Consider the following 18755-nt stretch of genomic DNA (forward strand, 5'->3'; position numbering starts at 1 on the left):
GCGGCGGCCACTTACCGGTGGCCGCCGCGTCCGGCCCGCGCGCCTGTCGGAACCGCCTCGACAGCCGTACCCGCCCGCGGCTTGGATGGACGCGTGACCGTACCTCCCGCGTCCTCCGCCACCGCCGCGCCCCGTGCCACGGCCGCCACCGCCCCGTCCGCCGGCGTGCCCGTCACCTCCCTCGCGACGCTCGCCGCCGCACAGGTGCCCGACCTCGCGCCCGCCGTCGCCGAACTGCTCGGCAGCGGCCCCGAGCTGCTCTTCGCCACCGTCTCCGGCGCGCACCTGTACGGCTTCCCCTCCCGCGACTCCGACGTGGACCTGCGCGGGGTGCACCTGCTGCGCCTGCGCGAGGTGATCGGGTTGCGCGAGGGCGAGGCGACCCGGACCCGGATGTGGCAGCGCGACGGCCTCGACCTGGACCTGGTCACCCACGACCTGCTGAAGTTCGCCCGGCTGATGCTGCGCCGCAACGGCTACGTACTGGAGCAGCTGCTCTCACCGCTGGTCGTCCACACGACCGCCGTCCACGCCGGACTCACCGCGCTGGCCCCCGGCGTGATCACCGCCGGCCACGCCCACCACTACCGCGGCCTCGCCACCACCCAATGGCGGCTGCACGCCAAGAACGGCGAACTCAAGCCGCTGCTGTACACCTTCCGGGGCCTGCTCACCGGCATCCACCTCATGCGCACCGGCCAGGTGCTGGCCCACCTGCCCACTCTGTCCGCGGAGGTCCCGGAAGCGCCCGCCTACCTGCCCGACCTGATCGCCGCCAAGGCCGAGGCCGAGCACGGGCCCACCCCCGACTTCCCCGCCGAACGCCTCACCGCCGACGTGGCGGCCCTGCACGAGACCCTGACCGCCGCGCAGGACGCCTCCCGGCTGCCGGACCGCCCGAGCGCCGAGGACGCGCTGCACGACCTGGTCGTCCGCACCCGCGAGGCGGCCGTCTGAGGCCGGGGCCCGTCACCCGGGCCGCGTCACCTCACGCGGGCCGCGTTCCGTCACGGGACCCGCGTCGTGGCCGGGAGCAGCGGCGCAGGCGCCGAGGCGGCGGACGCGGCGCGCACACGGATCAGGAAGTCCTCGACGCGCGCGACGTCCGGCTCGTCCGGCAGCGGGGTGCGGGCGGCGGCCGCGTCGATCTCCTCGTTGAGCGCGCGCACCCACGCCCGCAGCTCGTCCCAGCCCAGCTCGCCGCGCCGGACCGCCAGCAGCCGGTCGCGGTGCTCGCTCGCGTCGATGTCGAGCCGGCCGGTCCGCACCAGGTCGCGGCAGCTCAGCAGCAGCCGCAGCAGGTGCATGCCGTGCTTCCAGCGCGGCCGGCCCTGGGTGCGCAGGTCGGCCTCCAGCTTGCCGAGCTGCTGCACGGCGTAGCCGCGGAAGGACGCCTCGGCGCGGCGGGAGAGGAACGCGTCGCGCAGCGCGAGCAGTTCGCGGCCGGTCGCGTCGGCGTGCTCGACAAGCGGGGAGTGCAGGCACTCCAGGATGTTCGGGTTGCCGCGCAGCGCGAGCACGCAGAACCGCTCCAGCTCCCAGGAGAACTGCTCGTCCAGCGGTCCGGTGACATGGGTGGGCGGCTTGTCCAGCCGCCAGTACAGCGGGGTCGGCGCCAGGAACACCCCGCGCCGGTCGATGTCGCTGCCGTCCGTGGCCAACCCGAAGGCGCGCGAGCCCATCACGCACGCGTAGACCGTGTGGTCCGTGACCAGTCGGTGTCCCACGTCGTCCCCGAGCGATGCGTGCATGAGGGCGATTATGGCCATCCGGTCGGCTCGCGCGGGCGGCTTTCCGTGTTCCCCGCGGGTCGGCGGTGGCGCTGCGGGGCGGATGGTGCGCGCGGGGCCGCCGCGGGGTGCCGGGCGCCTCGCGGTCCGGTCCCGTCCGTCCCGGCCCCGTCCCGGCCCCGTCTCGGCCCGCGGTCGGCGCCGCGCCGCCCCCGCGCGGCTGGCTACGCTGGACCGCGGACCGCCACCTGCCGGCCCGCGGTCCCGTACGGGCCGCAGCCCCCCGTACCCGGCCCCCGTACTCCCTTCGTACCCGCCCCTCGTACCCGCAAGGACACCCTTTCGTGAGGACCGCCCTCGTCATCGGAACCGGCCTGATGGGCACATCGGCCGCGCTCGCACTCAGCGGCCGCGGGGTCGACGTCTATCTGACGGACTACGACGAATCCGCCGCCCGCACCGCCGAGGCGCTCGGCGCCGGGAGCGCCGGGCAGCCGCCGCGGCCGGTGGACCTGGTGGTCGTCGCGGTGCCGCCCGCGCACGTGGCCGCGACCCTCGCGGACGCGATCGGTGACGGCCTGGGCCGCGGCTACCTGGACGTCGCCAGCGTCAAGGGCGGCCCGCGCCGCGAGCTGGACGCGCTGGGCTGCGACCTCACCCGCTACATCGGCACCCACCCGATGGCCGGGCGGGAGCGCTCCGGCCCGCTGGCCGCCAGCGCCGACCTCTTCGAGGGCCGCCCCTGGGTGCTCACCCCCACCGCCGGCACCGACACCGAGGTGCTCAACCTCGCCCTGGAACTGGTCGCCCTGTGCCGCGCGGTCCCCGTCGTGATGGACGCCGACGCGCACGACCGCGCGGTGGCGCTGGTCTCGCACACCCCGCAACTGGTCTCCAGCATGGTCGCCGCCCGCCTGGAGCACGCCGAGGACACCGCCGTACGCCTGTGCGGGCAGGGCATCCTCGACGTCACCAGGATCGCCGGGTCCGAGCCGGGCATGTGGATGGACATCCTCGCCGCCAACCCCGGCCCGGTCGCTGACGTCCTCGACAAACTCGCGACCGACCTCGCCGGGACCGTCACCGCGCTGCGCGCCCTCCAGTCCGCCGACGGCGACAAGCGGCGCGACGGCGCGAGCGGCATCGAGGACATCCTGCGCCGCGGCAACGCCGGCCGCGCCAAGGTCCCCGGCAAGCACGGCGCCGCCCCCAAGCCGTACGAGATCGTCTCCGTGCTCATCGGCGACCAGCCCGGCGAACTGGCCCGGCTCTTCGCGGACGCCGGCGCCGCGGGCGTCAACATCGAGGACGTGCGGATCGAGCACTCCACCGGCCAGCAGGCGGGCCTGGTCCACCTCACCGTCGAGCCGCGCAGCGCGCCCGTGCTGGCGGCGGCGCTGCGCGAGCGCGGCTGGGCGCTGCGGCAGTAGGAGCGCGCGCCGCCCCGGCGCCCCCGCCCCGGGCCGCCGGGGCACGGGTGGCACGGGGCCGCCCGGGGGGCCGGTAACCTTGGGGGATGGCATCCGGCGCGCCGCCGGCCCGCCCGTACCCGCATCCGTGCACGAGGAAGGCCACCCGCTGTGTCAAATCCGGTGATCGTCGCGATCGACGGCCCCTCCGGCACGGGCAAGTCCAGCACGTCCCGGGCGGTCGCGTCCCGGCTCGGCCTCAGCTACCTGGACACGGGTGCGCAGTACCGCGCGATCACCTGGTGGATGCTGACCAACGGCGTGGACGTGGACGACGCGTCGGCCGTCGCCGACCAGGCGGGCAAGCCGGCGATCGTGTCCGGCACCGACCCGGCCGCCCCGGCGATCACCGTGGACGGCGTGGACGCGTCCGGCCCGATCCGCAGCCAGGAGGTCACCGCCGCGGTCAGCGCCGTCAGCGCCGTGCCCGAGGTGCGGACCCGGATGGTCGAGATCCAGCGCGCCGCGGCCGCCGCCGCGCCCGCCGGGATCGTGGTCGAGGGCCGCGACATCGGCACCACGGTGCTGCCCGACGCCACCGCCAAGATCTACCTGACCGCCTCCGCCGAGGTGCGCGCCGCCCGCCGCAGCGGCGAGCTGAAGGGCGCCCAGTCCGTCGCCGACACCCAGGCCGCCCTGGTCCGGCGCGACGCCGCCGACTCCGGCCGCAAGACCTCCCCGCTGGCCAAGGCCGACGACGCCATAGAGGTCGACACCAGCGAGCTGACCCTCGAACAGGTCGTCGAGCAGGTCGTCGCGCTGGTCGGGGAGAAGCGAGCGGCGCGGTGAGTACGCAGCCGGCGCGGCCGGTACGGCCCGTGCCGCCGCCGCACCCTTCGCCCCCACGGCAGCCGTCGGAGCCGTCGCCGCTGCCCAGCGCGCGAGGCGCCGCGGTGGCCCGCGGCATCGGCATCGGGCTGATGAACGGCCTGTGGCGCCCCCGGGTGCTCGGCGACTGGCGGCTGCCGGCGCACGGCCCGGTCATCCTCGCGGGCAACCACAGCCACAACGTCGACGGGCCGATGCTCATCGGTACCTGCCCGCGGCCGCTGCACTTCCTGGTGAAGAAGGAGGCGTTCGTCGGGCCGCTCGACCCGTTCCTGCGGGCCATCGGACAGGTCGAGGTCGACCGCTCCGGCGCCGACCGCGGGGCGATCACCGCCGCGCTGGGCGTGCTGGAGCGGGGCGGGGTGCTGGGCATCTTCCCCGAGGGCACCCGCGGCGAGGGCGACTTCGCGCAACTGCGGGCCGGACTGGCGTACTTCGCGGTGCGCTCCGGCGCCCCGGTCGTGCCCGTGGCCGTGCTCGGCAGCGCCCGACGCGGCCGGCTGGTCGGCGGCCTGCCGCCGCTGGGAGCCCGGATCGACGTCGTCTACGGCGAGCCCTTCCAGGCGGGCGACGGCAGCGGGCGGCGGACCCGTACCGCGCTCGACGACGCCACCACACGCAGCCAGGCGCACCTGACCGCGCACCTCGCCGAGGCCAGGCGGCTCACCGGCCGGGCCTGACCCGGGCGGACGGCGGCCGGCCCCGGCCGACCGCGCACCGCCGGCCGGGACCGGGCGGATCGCGCCCACGTACTTCTTGCTGATCGACGGAGAGACCTCATGGACCAGGGACACGAACACGGCACCGCCGACGCGCTCGGCGACGCCGAATACGCCGAGTTCATGCAGCTCGCCGCGGAGGAGGGCTTCGACCCGGAGGAGGTCGCCGACGACCTCGCCGACGCCGGGCACGGGCCGCTGCCCGTGCTCGCCGTGGTCGGCCGGCCGAACGTCGGCAAGTCGACACTGGTGAACCGGATCATCGGCCGCCGCGAGGCCGTCGTGGAGGACCGCCCCGGCGTCACCCGCGACCGGGTCACCTATGAGGCGAACTGGAACGGGCGCCGCTTCAAGCTGGTCGACACCGGCGGCTGGGAGCAGGACGTGCTCGGCATCGACGCGTCGGTGGCCGCGCAGGCGGAGTTCGCGATCGACGCCGCCGACGCGGTGGTCTTCGTCGTCGACGCCAAGGTGGGCGCCACCGACACCGACGAGGCCGTGGTGAAGCTGCTGCGCCGGGCCGGCAAGCCGGTGGTGCTCGCCGCCAACAAGGTCGACGGCCCCTCCGGCGAGGCCGACGCGTACGCGCTGTGGAACCTCGGGCTCGGCGAGCCGTACCCGATCTCGTCGCTGCACGGCCGCGGCACCGGCGACCTGCTCGACGCCGTCATGGAGGCGCTGCCCGAGGCGCCCGCGATGACCTTCGGCGAGGCCCTGGGCGGGCCGCGCCGCATCGCGCTGATCGGCCGCCCCAACGTCGGCAAGTCCTCGCTGCTGAACAAGGTGGCCGGCAGCGACCGGGTGGTGGTCAACGAAATCGCCGGCACCACCCGCGACCCGGTCGACGAGCTGATCGAGCTGGGCGGCGTGACCTGGAAGTTCGTCGACACCGCCGGTATCCGGCGGCGGGTGCACCTCACCGAGGGCGCCGACTACTACGCCTCCCTGCGCACCGCGGCCGCGGTGGAGAAGGCCGAGGTCGCGGTGGTCCTGATCGACGCGAGCGACACGCTCAGCGAGCAGGACACCCGGATCATCTCGATGGCGGTCGAGGCCGGCCGCGCCGTCGTCATCGCCTACAACAAGTGGGACATGCTCGACGAGGAGCGCCGCTACTACCTCGAGCGCGAGATCGAGCGCGACCTCGTCCAGGTGCAGTGGGCGCCGCGCGTCAACGTCTCGGCCCGGACCGGGCGGCACATGGAGAAGCTGGTCCCGGCGATCGAGACCGCGCTCGCCGGGTGGGAGACCCGGGTGCCGACCGGGCGGCTCAACGGCTTCCTCGGCGAGCTGGTCTCCGCCCACCCGCACCCGATCCGCGGCGGGAAGCAGCCGCGCATCCTGTTCGGCACCCAGGCGGGCACCAAGCCGCCGCGCTTCGTGCTGTTCGCGTCGGGCTTCCTGGAGGCGGGCTACCGCCGGTTCATCGAGCGCCGGCTGCGCGAGGAGTTCGGCTTCGAGGGCACGCCGATCCAGGTGTCGGTGCGGGTGCGGGAGAAGCGCGGCCGGAAGAAGTAGCGGGGCGCCGGCGCCGGTAGTGGCTCGACCCGGTAGGGCCGCTACCACCGGGCCCGGCCGCTATCTGTCCGGCCGTTACCGGTTCCGGTCGTCGCCGCGGCCAGGGGGGAGCGCCGCCGGGCCGTCCCCGTTCGTCCCGCCGCGCCGCCCGGTCCGGCCGCCGCGCCCGTTCGCACCGCCGTTCGTGCCGCTGCCCGAGCCGTGCGCCCCGCCGCTCCCGGCGCCCCCGGGAGCGCTGCGGTGCCGGCCGCCCGGCGCCAGCGGCGGGTACTCCGCCTGCCAGGCCGCGAACCCCTTGAACTGAAGGGACTCCTCACCGCTGCGGTCCCCGGGGAGGGTACGGAACAGCCGCTGGTACTCCGAGTACAGCGCGTCGTAGATCGGCGTGTTCGACGCACCGGACCCGCTCCCGTCCTGCGCGGTGCGCATGGGCGGGATGTAGCGCTGGTAAGGGGCTCGGGAGGATGCGTCGAAGCTGTACACGTAACTGCCAACGACCCGGCGCCGGGCGGGATGCGGGCCGGGCGGTTGAATTGCCGATATTTGACCAGGTCAACGCGGCGATGGCGGCGGTATGACGTGCGAAGGGCGCGCGTGGCGTACCGCGCGCGCCCTCCGACCGGGTGATCGCTATGACGATGTGCTGATCACGTTCCCGACAGCGGCATGGTCGCCGCGACGAGCTGGCCGCGCGCGCAGGCCCGGGCCAGCGCGTCCCGCATCAGGTCCTCGCGCGGCTGGCGGCCGATCGAACCGGCCGGGCCGGCGTACACGTACACCTCGTTGCCGCGCTGCACCGCGGCCCGCCAGCCGTCGCTGACCTGGAGCGGCTGGTGCGCCTGCCACCAGGCCGCGGCCGGGCCGCCGCCCACGCCCGGCTGGAGCACGGCGTGCAGCTTGCCCATGGCCAGCAGCACCGACCAGCCCGGCAGCGGCGACGGCGGCGCCTCCAGGTCGAGCTGGGGGACGAAGCCTTGCTCGATGAGGAGCGGCAGGAAGTCGTCGCCACCGCCGGTGGAACCGACCCGGGCGACCGGTCCGGTCGGCTCCACGACCAGCGCCGGGCGCAGTTGCTCCTCCACGATGATCAGACCGCAGGTGATGCCCAGCACCGCCTGCCGGGGGGCGAGGTCGAGGTCGGGCACGGCCGGCCCCGACGGTACCGCGGACGCGGCCGACCGGTCCGCGCCCTGGCCGCCCACCGTGCCGCCCCCTGCCGCGCCGCCTCCTGCCATGCCGCCGCCCTCGGGTCCCCCGTACGGCGCGCTGTGCGGCGGGACACCGCCGGCGGGGCTGCCCGGCCCCGCGGGCACACCGCCGGAGATGCTCGCCACCGCGCCCTGCAACTGGGCCTCGGACACCGGCACGACCTGCGAGGGGATGCACGCGGCGTGCGCGAACGCCAGCACGGCGGTCTCGTCGCCCACGAACAGCACGGTGCTGGTCCGCTCCTGCCCGCTGTCACCGGGCGTGCGGCAGGACGTGCAGTCGTACGTGCCCGGCAAGCTCTCGCCGGTGAGGAGCCGGTCGGTCTCCTCGTCGCCGATCTCGGCTCGTACCTCATCGCTCACGTCGAGCATGGGCGCCACGGGAGTCTCCTTGGAAGTGCGGTGCTGCGGTCACGAATGCGGGCCGGGGGTCCGGTCGCCGGGCGGGTCCCGGCGCACTGTGACAACGGACGGCCCGCGCGCGGAGTCACGGTTTACGGGATACGGGTTGCGCCGGGTGCGTGCGCCGTCCGGGTGAGGTGTAGGGCGTGCGTGCCGTGGCGGCGGCGTTCCGGGGCGGGGGCGTGCCTAGCGTGGCCCGATGATCGAACTGTCGAACTTGTCGGACTCATCTGATATGTCAGCCCCGCCAGCTCAGCCGGTTCAGTCACCCCGGCCGGCCTCCCAGCCGGCATCCCCGTCGGCGCCACCGCAGGCGGCGCTCCCGTGGGCCGCCGAGCAGGCGTCGCCCTCCCCGTCGCCCTGGGGCGAGGCATGGGCCGCCGCCCGCCGCTCGCGCCACCTCGGCGGCATCCGCCGCATCACCCTGGCCGGCATCCGCGGCCCGCGCGCCGTCGCCGCGGCCGCCGTGCTCGGCGCCTGCGCACTGCTGCCGATGGTGACGCAGCCCGCCGCCGCGGCTCCCGCCCCCCAGCAGCCCGCCTCCCTGGACACGGCCCGCACCGTCGACCCGCAGGCCGGTACGGCGCAGCTCGGCGACGTCGCCCCTGCCGCGGCCACCGCGGCCACCGCGACCACCGCAACCGCCACCACTGCCGCTGTGCCCGCCGCGCCCCGTGCGGAGAGCTTCACCCGGCAGCGCTCGGTCTGGGACGACATCGCCCTGTGCGAGAGCAGTGGCAACTGGCAGATCAACACCGGCAACGGCTACTACGGCGGCCTCCAGTTCTGGCAGCCCACCTGGGAGCTGTTCGGCGGGCTGAAGTACGCGCGCCGCGCCGACCTCGCCTCGCCCCAGCACCAGATCGACATCGCCGAGGCGGTGCTGCGGGTACAGGGCTGGAACGCCTGGCCGGTGTGTGCCAAGCGCGCCGGGATGAGCGGCTTCAACCACCTCGTGCACACGGTGCAGCCCGGCGAGACCCTGTCGGGGATCGCCGCCTCCTACGGCGTGGACGGCGGCTGGCAGCGGCTGTACCAGCTCAACAAGAGCCTGGTCGGCGACGACCCGAACGAGCTGGAGCCGGGCACCGTCCTGACCGTCAACTGAACCGGCCGGCCACCCCGGCTGCTCCGGCTACCCCGGCCGCCCTGACCCTGCGCCCCCTGTGGGGCCGGTGGGATTCCCCACCGGCCCCACAGGTGCGGGCGGGAGCCGATCGTCCGGTGTCGCGTCTTAACTTGCGACCGCCCGGTAAACCACTGGAAATGATGGTTTTTTGTGTGGGGGCTGTGCGGGAGGTGTGTGTTCCGTTCGCGTACGCCGTACCGCGTACGGCTATTGCAGCGAATACCGTTGCCCTCATGGGACCGCAGCCGAACCCCCAGGACCGCAATCCGGACGACAACCTCGACGCCTATCTCGGGCTGCCCGCCGCCGAGGCGGAGGCCCGGGCGCGCGCCCACGGCTGGACTACGGTCCGCAGCCTGCCGCCCGGGACGGTGGTGACGATGGAGTTCGTCCTCGGGCGGCTGAACTTCATCGTGGCCGAGGGCCGCGTGCAACGCTGCTGGCTTGGCTGAGCGGCGGCACGGGGCGCACGATCTGCCGGTCCACCGGGCGGCGGCGGGCGCCGCCCGAGCCGGGCGGGGTGCGCTCGCCGCGCACCGTGGCCGGTCGGCCGGGGGAGTGCCCGCCCGCTGAGGCCGAGCCCGCCGCGGAGGCCGCGGGTGCGGCGACCGGTGCGGGCGTGGTGACGACTGTGCCCGGCGCCGGTGCGCCGGAGGGCGCTGCCACCTGCGCGGCCGTGCCCACCGTCTCGCGGTCCGGTTCGCCCTCGCCGCTTTGCTGGCCGGCGGGGACGGGAGCGGCCGGCGTCCCCGCGCCCGGGGCGGCGCGGCGGGCGCGGAAGCGGCGCCAGGCACCGGTGAGCCAGTACTCGGCCTTGGACATGAACGGCTCGAACCACGGCAGCGCCAGCAGGATCAGCAGCCCCGCCGCCCAGCCGAGCAGCACATCGCTCACCCAGTGGGTGCCGAGGTAGACGGTGGTCGCGCCGACTCCGAGCGCCAGCAGCGCGCTGGCGATCGAACCCCAGCGGCGGGCCCGCGGAGTCGTGGCGAGATAGGCCAGTACGCCCCAGGTCACCACCGCGTTGGCGGTATGCCCGGAAGGAAATATATCGCCGCCGGCGAACATCTCCGCGGAGCCGACGGTCGTCGCGTAATGCGGACCGAGCCGGCCGAGGCCGTATTTCACGGCCCCCACGGTGATGTTGAGCAGCAGCAGGGAGGTGCCGAGCACCAGCAGGGGGTGCAGGGTGCGGTGGCGCCAGGCTCGCCAGCCCAGCCAGGCGAGCACCATCACGGCGGTGGGGCCGCGCTGGCCGAGGACGACGAAGTAGTCCAGGAACGCGTGGATCTGCGGCCACTGCTTGTAGGGGCGCCAGAGCATGACCTGCCAGTCGAGCGTCACCAGCTTCGAGGTGGTGAGCACGCCGACGACGATCGCTACGTAGGAGGCGACGGTGAGGCCGAACAGCCACACGCGCGTTCGGCTCATCCGCGGCAGGCCGCGGCTCGCCGGTCGCTCGGCCGCGCGGTCGGGCCCGTTATCGGTACGCACTGAAACGACGTTACAGCGTGTGATGGCGTGCAACCGCCGTACGGACGGATCTGTAATGACGATGTGATGTGGAGTGCGTCTCACCACCCCTTTGGGGGACGGTGATTGAGGTGAATGCGAGGAGGCCGTGGAGTTTATGTTCGGGTGTCGATACTCACACGGCCGTGTTCTTATTCGATGCTTATTTCCCTCGAATTTATTCGGGGTTTCCCGCGTGCTGGCCGCCCGGTCGGGGGGCGGGCGCCGTGGACGGCACAGGACGGCCACAGCCCGGTCACGTACGCTGGCCGCTCACCGCCCTGGAAGCACGGAGTCGGCCGTGGAGGTACGCCTATGACGCGGCAGGTCAGCCGCTGGACCATCCTCGTGGTGCTGTGCGCGAGTCTGCTGATCGTCGCACTGGACGCCACCGTGCTGCACGTGGCGGTGCCCGCACTCACCGAGGACCTACGGCCCGGCGCCCAGGACCTGCTGTGGATCGTCGACGTCTACCCGCTGATCGCCGCCTCGCTGCTGATCCTCTTCGGCACCCTCGGGGACCGGATCGGCCACCGGCGGGTGCTGCTGATCGGCTACACGCTCTTCGGCGCGGCCTCCGGGCTGGCCGCGTTCGCCCCCACCCCCGACGTCCTGATCGCCGCCCGCGGCCTGCTCGGCGCCGGCGGTGCGATGATCATGCCCGCCACGCTGTCCATCCTGCGGCAGGTCTTCCCCGACCGGCGCGAGCGCGCCACGGCGATCGGGGTGTGGAGCGCGGTCGCCGCCATCGGCGCGGCGGTCGGCCCGGTGCTCGGCGGCTTCCTCGTGGAGCACTTCTGGTGGGGCTCGGTCTTCCTGGTCAACATCCCGCTGATGGCCGTGATGCTGCCGGTCGGCCGACTGCTGCTGCCCCCCTCGCGGGGCTGCGCCGAGGGCCCCTGGGACGTGGCCGGCGCCGCCACCGCCGCGCTCGGCGTGCTGGGCGCGGTCTTCGGCGTCAAGCGGTTCGGGGCGGGCGCGGCCCCGCTGGAGCCCTCGGTCTGGGTGCCGCTGCTGCTCGGGCTGGCGCTGCTGGTGTACTTCGTGCGGCGGCAGCGGCGCCTGGCGCACCCGCTGATCGATGTGCGGATGTTCGCCCAGGCGGCGTTCTCCACCTCGGTGGGCTGCATCGTGCTGGCCATGCTGGCGCTGGTCGGGCTCGAGCTCATCGCGGTGCAGTACCTCCAACTCGTGCTCGGCCTCAGCCCACTGGACACCGGGCTGCGCCTGCTGCCGCTCACCTTCGCCGCGATGGCGGCCGGGCTGGCCGGTTCCAGGGCGCTGGCCCGCTTCGGGCCGCGCCGGATGGTCGGCGGCGGCTTCCTGCTCACGGCGCTGGCCGTGCTGTCGCTGACCGCGATGGGGCAGCAGGACCGCCCGCTGCTGCTCACCGTCGCCTTCGTCGCGCTCGGCTTCGGCCTGGAGGCCACCCTGTTCGGGGCGTACGAGTCGATGCTCAGCCAGGCGCCGGCCAGCCGGGCGGGCGGGGCGGCCGCGGTCGGCGAGACCGCGTACCAACTCGGTGCCGGGCTCGGGATCGCGCTGCTCGGCAGTGTGATGAACGCGGTCTACGCCCCCCACGCCTCCGGGATCAGCGCCACCGACACCACGGCGGCCGGCCAGTCGCTGGGCGGCGCGTACGACGTCGCCGAACGCGTCGGCGGGGCCCGGGGTACGGCGTTGCGGACGGCCGCACGTCACTCGTTCGTGCATGGCCTGCATGTGACGCTCCTGGTGAGCGTGGCGCTGCTGCTGTCGGGCGCGTGGGCGGCGCGGCGGCTGCCGCGGGTGATGGAGTGCGCGGTGGGCGGCGGTGCGGGCCGGTCCGATGAACGGGCCGCGGTGGAGCTGCCGTGGCCGGTGCGGACGGAGGGCGCGGGGGCGGAGGAAAAGAGCGCCGGTGCCCGGGCGGAGGGTGCCACGGCGCACGGGGCGGGGGCGGCGGCCCCCGGCGTCGCGGCGCGCTCGACCGCCGTACGCTCTGGACGGGCCCGGGGCTGAGCCGTAACGTCGGCGCCGACCCGCGATGATGACCACCGCTAGTTTTACGGGCCGGAGGTCCACTGATGTCCCACGCCGTGAAGGCGCCCTTCGACCCGCGCGACCCGCTGGGCCTCGACGACCTGCTCACCGCCGAGGACAAGGCGGTGCGCGACACCGTCCGCGGGTGGGCCACCGACCGGGTACTGCCCCACGCGGCCGGCTGGTACGAGCGCGGCGAGCTGCCCGAGATCCGCGAACTGGCCCGTGAACTCGGCTCCCTCGGCGCCCTCGGCATGCAGCTGACCGGCTACGGCTGCGCGGGTGCCAGCGCGGTGCAGTACGGCCTGGCCTGCCTGGAGCTGGAGGCCGCCGACTCCGGCATCCGCTCGCTGGTGTCGGTGCAGGGTTCGCTCGCGATGTACGCCATCCACCGCTTCGGCTCCGACGCGCACAAGGAGCGCTGGCTGCCGTCGATGGCCGCGGGCGAGGTGATCGGCTGCTTCGGCCTGACCGAGCCCGACCACGGCTCCGACCCGGCCGGTATGCGCACCCGCGCGGTCCGCGACGGCGCGGACTGGGTGCTCGACGGCCGCAAGATGTGGATCACCAACGGGTCGGTCGCCGGGGTGGCCGTGGTCTGGGCCACGACGGAGGAAGGGGTGCGCGGCTTCGTCGTCCCCACCGACACCCCCGGGTTCTCGGCCCCGGAGATCCGCCACAAGTGGAGCCTGCGGGCGTCGGTCACCAGCGAACTGGTGCTGGACGGGGTGCGGCTGCCCGCGGACGCGGTGCTGCCCGAGGTCACCGGCCTGCGCGGCCCGCTGAGCTGCCTGAACCACGCGCGCTACGGCATCGTGTGGGGCGCGATGGGCGCGGCCCGGGCCAGTTTCGAGGCGGCGCTGGACTACGCGGGCGAGCGGGAGCAGTTCGGGCGGCCGATCGGCGCCTTCCAGCTCACCCAGGCGAAGCTCGCCGACATGGCGGTCGAACTGCACAAGGGCATCCTGCTGGCGCACCACCTCGGGCAGCGGATGGACGCGGGCACGCTGCGCCCGGAGCAGGTCAGTTTCGGCAAGCTCAACAACGTGCGCGAGGCGATCGAAATCTGCCGCACCGCCCGCACCATCCTGGGCGCCAACGGCATCTCCCTGGAGTACCCGGTGATGCGGCACGCGACCAACCTGGAGTCCGTGCTGACCTACGAGGGCACCGTGGAGATGCACCAACTCGTGCTCGGCAAGGCACTCACCGGCATCGACGCCTTCCGCGGGTGAGGCGTTGCCCGCGGAAGGCGGTGACGGCCACCGGAACCGGACTCAGCTCTGGTTGAAGAAACCGTCGCCGCCGCGACGGGAGTCGGCGTTCATCACGGAGTAGTCGGCCGGGGTGAGCAGGAACACCCGGGTGGCCACCCGCTCGATGGAGCCGCGCAGGCCGAAGGTCAGCCCGGCGGCGAAGTCCACCACGCGCTTGGCGTCGGAGGGCTCCATCGCGGTGAGGTTGACGATCACCGGGACGCCGTCGCGGAACAGCTCACCGATGCCGCGCGCGTCACGGAAGCCGTCGGGCGTCACCGTGGCGATCCGCCGCCCCTCCTCCTCGGCCGACTCGGTCGCGATCCGAACCCGCGGGTCGGTCACCCACGTGTCGGCGCGCTCCGGGCCCTCGCCGTAGTCGGCGTACTCCTCGTCGTAGTAACCCTCGCCGCCGTTGTCGTCGACGAGGCCAAGCCAGGCACTCGCCCGTCGAACAGAACCCATGGACGCCTCCTCTCTCGCACGCGGTCTGTACCGTCCGCTTAGTCCTATCGTCATCCATGATGAGGGTGATGCGCCAAGGGGATACGCGCCACGCAGGCCCTTTGTGACGGTACTGGCACACACGATAGTGGCGCACCGTCAAGCAGGGGCAGGCATCGGGGGCCTGACGATCTGATGGGAACGTCCTCCACGATCGGGTGATTTCGGAGGCCGTACGGCCGTACGGGACCGGGGCCCCGCACCGATAACATGACCGCCGGCCGGGTTCTGAAACCTGACCGGAGGTCAAAGCGCAGGCGGCGGCGGGTGTATGGCCGGCCGGGCCGAACGGCCGCCGACGCCGACCGCGCGTCCTGCAATGCGGGTTCGATGGGGGAGTGGGAAGCGTGTTCGGAATCATCCGTCCTTGCCGGCACCGGATGTCGGAGGGCATGGCGGCCTCGTGGCTGGCCCATCTGTGCGGACTGTGCCTCGCCCTGCGCGACGGGCACGGGCAGTTCGCCCGTGTCGCGACCAATTACGACGGTCTGATCATCTCTGTACTGGTCGAGGCCCAGTCCGCGCCCACTCCCGCCCAGCGACGCACCGCCGGGCCCTGTCCGCTGCGCGGCATGCGCACCGCGACCGTCGCCAAGGGCGAGGGCGCCCGGCTGGCCGCGGCGGTCTCCCTGGTCCTGGCCTCGGCGAAGGTGCGGGACCATGTCGACGACGGCGACGGCCCGTTCGCCCGCCGCCCCGTCGCACGCGCGGCCCAGAAGGTCGCCCGCCGCTGGGACCGGGCCGGCGCACGCACCGGCGGCGACCTCGGCTTCGACACCACGCTGCTGCTCGACGCGGTCGGACGCCAGGCGGAGGTCGAAGCGGCGGCAGGGCTCGGCAGTTGTGTGCTGGCCGTCACCGAACCCACCGAGACCGCGACCGCCGCTGCCTTCGCCCACACCGCGGTCCTCGCCGGGCGGCCGGGCAACACCGCCCCGCTCCAGGAGGCCGGACGGCTCTTCGGTCGCCTCGCCCACCTGCTCGACGCGGTCGAGGACCTGGCCGAGGACACCCGCACCGGCGCCTGGAACCCGCTCACCGCCACCGGCACCGACCTCGCCGAGGCCCGGCGGCTGTGCGACGACGCCCGCCACGGCATCCGACTCGCCCTCCGCGATGTCGACTTCGCCCACACCGCCTCCGCCCGCCTGGCCCACACCCTGCTCGTCCACGAACTCGGACGCTCCGTGGACCGCGCCTTCGGCACGGACGGCTGCGCGCACCACCCCGCGGCCCGGAACGGCGACCCGTACCCGGGCAACCCCTACACCGGCAACCCGTACACCGGCAGTCCCTACGCACCCGGCGCGCCCGGCCAGCAGCCCTACCCTCCCGGTCAGCAGCCGGGCGGACCGGGCGGCCCCGGCGGTTTCCCGCCCCCGCCCGAGCCGCCCCGCCGCCGCGGCCTGATCGCCGGATGCCTGGTCTACGCCGGCATGTTCTGCACCTGCCAGGTGTGCTGCACCGACCACAAGGACGCCTGGACCGGACGACCGCGTGACGCCTGGTGCGACGACTGCGATTGCTGCGACAGCACCGACTGCAGCAACTGCGGCGACTGCTGCGAGTGCTGCGGGAACTGCGACTGCTGCGACTGCGGGTGCGACTGCTGAACCGGGGCGCCGCCGGGGTCGGGCCGTTCCGCCGGGTACCGCCCGGCGGCGGCAGCGGCCTTCTCGAACCGCTTCGCCACGCCTGCCCTGCTCCTTCCTCGCTCGCTCACCTCGCGGTCAACTCCTGTCCTGGACCACTGCCAGACTGAACAGCATGCTGGAAACCTCAGCCCGCCTGCTGCGCCTGCTCTCCCTCCTCCAGTCGCGCCGCGACTGGACCGGACCCGAACTCGCCGGGCGCCTGGACGTCACCGCCCGTACGGTCCGGCGGGACGTCGAACGCCTGCGCGCGCTCGGCTACCCCGTCCACGCCACCCCCGGCACGGCGGGCGGCTACCGGCTGGGCGCGGGTGCCGCCCTCCCGCCGCTGCTGCTCGACGACGAGGAGGCCGTCGCGGTGGCGCTGTGCCTGCGTACCGGCGCGGTCGGCGGCGTCGAGGGCATCGAGGAGACCTCGGCGCGGGCGCTGACCAAGCTGGAGCAGGTCCTCCCGTCGCGGCTGCGGCACCGGGTGCAGGCGATGCAGGCGGTCACCGTGCGGCCCGCGCCCGCTGCTATGACGGTCAGCCAGGAAGTGCTGACCGTGATCGGCGCCGCCTGCCGGGACCGGGAGCAGCTGCGCTTCGACTACCTCGACCACCGCGGCGCCGGCAGCCGCCGCACCGTCGAGCCCTACCGGCTGGTCCACCACGGCCGCCGCTGGTACCTCCTCGCCTTCGACACCGACCGGGACGACTGGCGGACCTTCCGGGTGGACCGGATCGAGCCCAAGCCGCCCACCGGCCCCCGCTTCGCCCCGCGCGAACTCCCCGACGACGCCGCCTCCTACGTCGCCGCGGGCGTCACCTCCCGGGCCTACCGCTACCAGGCCAGGGTGGTGCTGCACGCGCCCTTGGACACCATTGCCGCCCTCGCCTGGTCCGGCTTCGGCCGGCTCGCCGCCCTCGGGCCCGACACCTGCGAACTGACCACCGGGTTCGAGACCTTGGACGCCGTGGCGATGTTCATCGGCATGACCGGTGCGGAGTTCGAGGTGAAGGAGCCGCCCGAGTTGGTGTCCCAGCTCGCGGCGGTGTCCGGCCGGCTGGCCCGGGCGGCCCACCGCAGAGGTGCGGAGGGCGGCGCCCAGGTGGCCTCCGGCGACCTCGGGCAGCCTTAGTCCAGGGGGCCGCTCGTGCCGCCCTGGGTGCGGCCCCAGCCGTAGGCGCGGTCGGCCCGCAGGCGTATGACCAGCCTCCCGTCGGCCACCATGGCCGCGCGGTACTCCTCCCAGTCCGGGTGTTCCCCGGCGATCGCCCGGTAGACCTCGACCAACTCGTCCACGGTGGCGTCGTGCGGATCGGCGGCCACCGGGGTGAGCTCCGCCTCGCCCTCGGCGACCAGATAGGCGCCCAGGTCGGGGGTCGTGACGTAGAAGCTCGCCCGCGGGTCGCGGCGCAGATTGCGGGTCTTGGCCCGGCTGTCGGTGGCGGAGACGCGGATGTAGCGGGTCGACTCGTCGTAGAGGAAAGTGACGTTGGACAACTGGGGCCTGCCGTCTTTCTTGAGTGTGACGAGCACTCCGTTCCGCTGGTCCTTGAGCAGGTCCAGCAGCGGGCTGGTGGCGGGGGCCTGGTGCATGATCGCTCCTCGGTGAGCGGGGCTGACGGATACGGTCGGTTACTGCCTGTGCATGGGGGAACGCGCCGTGGCCGGGCGGTTGTTCCGTCCCGAGCACCGAATCGCACGGATTCACTCTTTCGGGACAAGCCCCGTCGCCCACGGCGGCCGGTCCGGCCCGAGACGCGCCGGGCGGGGCCGGCGCGGCCTTCTGGCGGCGGACGGTGCCAGGCTCGCCGGCATCACGGCGTCGCTTCCGAAACGTGCCCGGGCGCTGTCCGCGGCGGCCTCCACCGCGCGGGCCCGGTCGTCCCGCGGATCGAAACTGAGCTGCCGCACGGCCTCCCTGGCGGGGCGCAGCGCGTCCAGCCGCAGATGAACGCGCCGGACCCGGGCCCGCTGCAGTCCCAACTGCTCGTACAGCGCGTACGCCGCCCGGGCCAGCGCGGCCGAGTGCGCGGTGGACTCGGGCAGTACCCGCTTGCGCACCGACGCCGACCCGTCCGCGTACCCCACCGTCAGCACCATCGCGCCGGCGACCTGCTCCTCCCGCCGCAGCTGCCCGCCCAGTGCGTCCGCCAGCGACAGCAGCGCGGTGCGGTGCCGCTCGGGATCGAGTACATCAGCGGGAAACTCCACCGCTCTGGTGAGCGACCGCGGCAGTTCCGCCGGCGTGACCGGCCGGGGGTCGATCCCCAGGGCCCGCTCGCGAACCGCTCTGCCGGCCGTGCCGCCCAGGATTCGTTGCAGCGTCACCAGCGGCAGGTCGGCGAGCGAGCCGACCGTGTGCAGCCCGTACCGGCGCAGTGTTTCCGCGGTGGCCGGCCCGACGCCCGGCAGCGCCGCCACCGGCAGCGGACGAAGGAACGCGGCCACCGCCTCGCGGGAGGAGCCGACGACGGTGACGCGGCCGGGCGGCGTGACGGACGCGGCCATGGCGGCGATCTGACGGTTCGTCCCGGCCCCGATGCAGGCGCGGTCCAGCCCGAACAAAGCCACCAGGCGCACCTGCACCAAGTACGCGATCCCGCGCAGATCCCGGTCCCAGAACCTCAGCGCACCGGTCACGTCCAGGTCCGCGGCGTCGGGCGGGAGCGCCTGCACGACCGGTGTGATGTTCGTCAACGCCTCCAGGACCGCGGCGAACAGGGCCTCGCGTCGGCGGTCCGGAATCAGCAACCGCACGTGCAGCACCTGCCTGCCGCCGGCGTGCCGCCCTCCGGCCACGTCACCGGTCCCGCTCACG

The 18755-nt window shown here is 74.2% G+C and carries 18 protein-coding genes; 11 read left to right on the forward strand and 7 right to left on the reverse strand.

Annotated elements, in window-relative coordinates; translation table 11 throughout:
• The first annotated feature begins 165 nt into the window (after positions 1-165).
• Positions 166-957 (forward strand): nucleotidyltransferase domain-containing protein, encoded by a 792-nt coding sequence (locus AC3EVP_RS20285; protein WP_435131746.1) that lies wholly within the window; start codon positions 166-168, stop codon positions 955-957.
• 50 nt (positions 958-1007) lie between these two features.
• Here AC3EVP_RS20285 and AC3EVP_RS20290 read toward each other — a convergent pair whose 3' ends face one another.
• Positions 1008-1751, reverse strand: a complete 744-nt coding sequence (locus AC3EVP_RS20290) for a nucleotidyltransferase domain-containing protein (protein ID WP_435131576.1) — start codon at positions 1749-1751, stop codon at positions 1008-1010.
• A 323-nt stretch (positions 1752-2074) separates the two neighbouring features.
• On the opposite strand from AC3EVP_RS20290, the gene AC3EVP_RS20295 reads away from it, so the two are divergent.
• The 4 genes from AC3EVP_RS20295 (at position 2075) to der (ending at position 6264) form a co-directional block, all read left to right on the forward strand.
• Positions 2075-3160 carry a prephenate dehydrogenase gene (locus AC3EVP_RS20295; protein ID WP_335982229.1) on the forward strand — a complete coding sequence of 362 codons (1086 nt, stop codon included), beginning with the start codon at positions 2075-2077 and terminating at the stop codon, positions 3158-3160.
• A 150-nt stretch (positions 3161-3310) separates the two neighbouring features.
• Positions 3311-3988, forward strand: coding sequence for a (d)CMP kinase (gene cmk, locus AC3EVP_RS20300; protein ID WP_435131577.1), 678 nt, complete (start codon positions 3311-3313; stop codon positions 3986-3988).
• 131 nt (positions 3989-4119) lie between these two features.
• Positions 4120-4707 carry a lysophospholipid acyltransferase family protein gene (locus tag AC3EVP_RS20305; RefSeq protein ID WP_435131748.1) on the forward strand — a complete coding sequence of 196 codons (588 nt, stop codon included), beginning with the start codon at positions 4120-4122 and terminating at the stop codon, positions 4705-4707.
• 99 nt (positions 4708-4806) lie between these two features.
• Positions 4807-6264: a ribosome biogenesis GTPase Der gene (der, locus tag AC3EVP_RS20310; protein ID WP_335982232.1), complete on the forward strand. Its 1458-nt coding sequence runs from the start codon at positions 4807-4809 to the stop codon at positions 6262-6264.
• A gap of 75 nt (positions 6265-6339) precedes the next feature.
• Here the strand turns inward: der and AC3EVP_RS20315 are convergent, their stop codons facing one another.
• Both AC3EVP_RS20315 and AC3EVP_RS20320 read right to left on the reverse strand, forming a co-directional pair.
• Positions 6340-6693, reverse strand: a complete 354-nt coding sequence (locus tag AC3EVP_RS20315) for a hypothetical protein (RefSeq protein ID WP_335982234.1) — start codon at positions 6691-6693, stop codon at positions 6340-6342.
• 218 nt (positions 6694-6911) lie between these two features.
• Positions 6912-7853, reverse strand: coding sequence for a hypothetical protein (locus AC3EVP_RS20320; protein ID WP_435131579.1), 942 nt, complete (start codon positions 7851-7853; stop codon positions 6912-6914).
• Between the two features lie 256 nt (positions 7854-8109).
• Here AC3EVP_RS20320 and AC3EVP_RS20325 point away from each other — a divergent pair, with 256 nt between their 5' ends.
• Together AC3EVP_RS20325 and AC3EVP_RS20330 are read left to right on the forward strand one after the other, a co-directional pair.
• Entirely contained in the window at positions 8110-8982 is an 873-nt protein-coding gene (locus tag AC3EVP_RS20325; protein WP_435131581.1) for a LysM peptidoglycan-binding domain-containing protein, read from the forward strand.
• A gap of 254 nt (positions 8983-9236) precedes the next feature.
• Positions 9237-9455, forward strand: a complete 219-nt coding sequence (locus tag AC3EVP_RS20330) for an I78 family peptidase inhibitor (protein ID WP_335982238.1) — start codon at positions 9237-9239, stop codon at positions 9453-9455.
• Here the strand turns inward: AC3EVP_RS20330 and AC3EVP_RS20335 are convergent.
• Positions 9412-10434: a phosphatase PAP2 family protein gene (locus tag AC3EVP_RS20335; RefSeq protein ID WP_435131582.1), complete on the reverse strand. Its 1023-nt coding sequence runs from the start codon at positions 10432-10434 to the stop codon at positions 9412-9414. The genes AC3EVP_RS20330 and AC3EVP_RS20335 overlap by 44 nt on opposite strands.
• A 396-nt stretch (positions 10435-10830) precedes the next feature.
• Between AC3EVP_RS20335 and AC3EVP_RS20340 the strand changes: the two genes are divergently transcribed.
• Together AC3EVP_RS20340 and AC3EVP_RS20345 are read left to right on the forward strand one after the other, a co-directional pair.
• A complete protein-coding gene (locus tag AC3EVP_RS20340; protein ID WP_435131584.1) occupies positions 10831-12516 on the forward strand; it encodes an MFS transporter in 1686 nt (561 codons plus the stop codon).
• Between the two features lie 65 nt (positions 12517-12581).
• Entirely contained in the window at positions 12582-13772 is a 1191-nt protein-coding gene (locus AC3EVP_RS20345; protein WP_435131585.1) for an acyl-CoA dehydrogenase family protein, read from the forward strand.
• Between the two features lie 42 nt (positions 13773-13814).
• Here the strand turns inward: AC3EVP_RS20345 and AC3EVP_RS20350 are convergent, their stop codons facing one another.
• Positions 13815-14258: a cell division protein SepF gene (locus AC3EVP_RS20350; protein ID WP_335982246.1), complete on the reverse strand. Its 444-nt coding sequence runs from the start codon at positions 14256-14258 to the stop codon at positions 13815-13817.
• Between the two features lie 386 nt (positions 14259-14644).
• Between AC3EVP_RS20350 and AC3EVP_RS20355 the strand changes: the two genes are divergently transcribed.
• Both AC3EVP_RS20355 and AC3EVP_RS20360 read left to right on the forward strand, forming a co-directional pair.
• Entirely contained in the window at positions 14645-15910 is a 1266-nt protein-coding gene (locus tag AC3EVP_RS20355) for a DUF5685 family protein (RefSeq protein WP_435131587.1), read from the forward strand.
• Between the two features lie 154 nt (positions 15911-16064).
• Positions 16065-17069, forward strand: coding sequence for a helix-turn-helix transcriptional regulator (locus AC3EVP_RS20360; protein ID WP_435131589.1), 1005 nt, complete (start codon positions 16065-16067; stop codon positions 17067-17069).
• Here the strand turns inward: AC3EVP_RS20360 and AC3EVP_RS20365 are convergent.
• Both AC3EVP_RS20365 and AC3EVP_RS20370 read right to left on the reverse strand, forming a co-directional pair.
• On the reverse strand, positions 17066-17530 hold the full coding sequence (locus tag AC3EVP_RS20365) for a PPOX class F420-dependent oxidoreductase (protein WP_335982252.1): 465 nt from the start codon (positions 17528-17530) through the stop codon (positions 17066-17068). The genes AC3EVP_RS20360 and AC3EVP_RS20365 overlap by 4 nt on opposite strands.
• A 111-nt stretch (positions 17531-17641) precedes the next feature.
• Positions 17642-18754, reverse strand: a complete 1113-nt coding sequence (locus AC3EVP_RS20370) for a DNA polymerase Y family protein (protein ID WP_435131590.1) — start codon at positions 18752-18754, stop codon at positions 17642-17644.
• Position 18755 lies beyond the last annotated feature (1 nt).

This window comes from Actinacidiphila sp. bgisy144 (genome assembly GCF_057708105.1).

Coding starts and splice junctions, on each gene's coding strand:
- AC3EVP_RS20290 (WP_435131576.1), bottom strand. CDS start 1,751: ATGCACGCATCGCTCGGGGACGACGTGGGACACCGACTGGTCACGGAC.
- AC3EVP_RS20305 (WP_435131748.1), top strand. CDS start 4,120: ATGAACGGCCTGTGGCGCCCCCGGGTGCTCGGCGACTGGCGGCTGCCG.
- der (WP_335982232.1), top strand. CDS start 4,807: ATGGACCAGGGACACGAACACGGCACCGCCGACGCGCTCGGCGACGCC.
- AC3EVP_RS20315 (WP_335982234.1), bottom strand. CDS start 6,693: ATGCGCACCGCGCAGGACGGGAGCGGGTCCGGTGCGTCGAACACGCCG.
- AC3EVP_RS20325 (WP_435131581.1), top strand. CDS start 8,110: ATGTCAGCCCCGCCAGCTCAGCCGGTTCAGTCACCCCGGCCGGCCTCC.
- AC3EVP_RS20330 (WP_335982238.1), top strand. CDS start 9,237: ATGGGACCGCAGCCGAACCCCCAGGACCGCAATCCGGACGACAACCTC.
- AC3EVP_RS20335 (WP_435131582.1), bottom strand. CDS start 10,434: ATGAGCCGAACGCGCGTGTGGCTGTTCGGCCTCACCGTCGCCTCCTAC.
- AC3EVP_RS20340 (WP_435131584.1), top strand. CDS start 10,831: ATGACGCGGCAGGTCAGCCGCTGGACCATCCTCGTGGTGCTGTGCGCG.
- AC3EVP_RS20345 (WP_435131585.1), top strand. CDS start 12,582: ATGTCCCACGCCGTGAAGGCGCCCTTCGACCCGCGCGACCCGCTGGGC.
- AC3EVP_RS20350 (WP_335982246.1), bottom strand. CDS start 14,258: ATGGGTTCTGTTCGACGGGCGAGTGCCTGGCTTGGCCTCGTCGACGAC.
- AC3EVP_RS20360 (WP_435131589.1), top strand. CDS start 16,065: ATGCTGGAAACCTCAGCCCGCCTGCTGCGCCTGCTCTCCCTCCTCCAG.
- AC3EVP_RS20365 (WP_335982252.1), bottom strand. CDS start 17,530: ATGCACCAGGCCCCCGCCACCAGCCCGCTGCTGGACCTGCTCAAGGAC.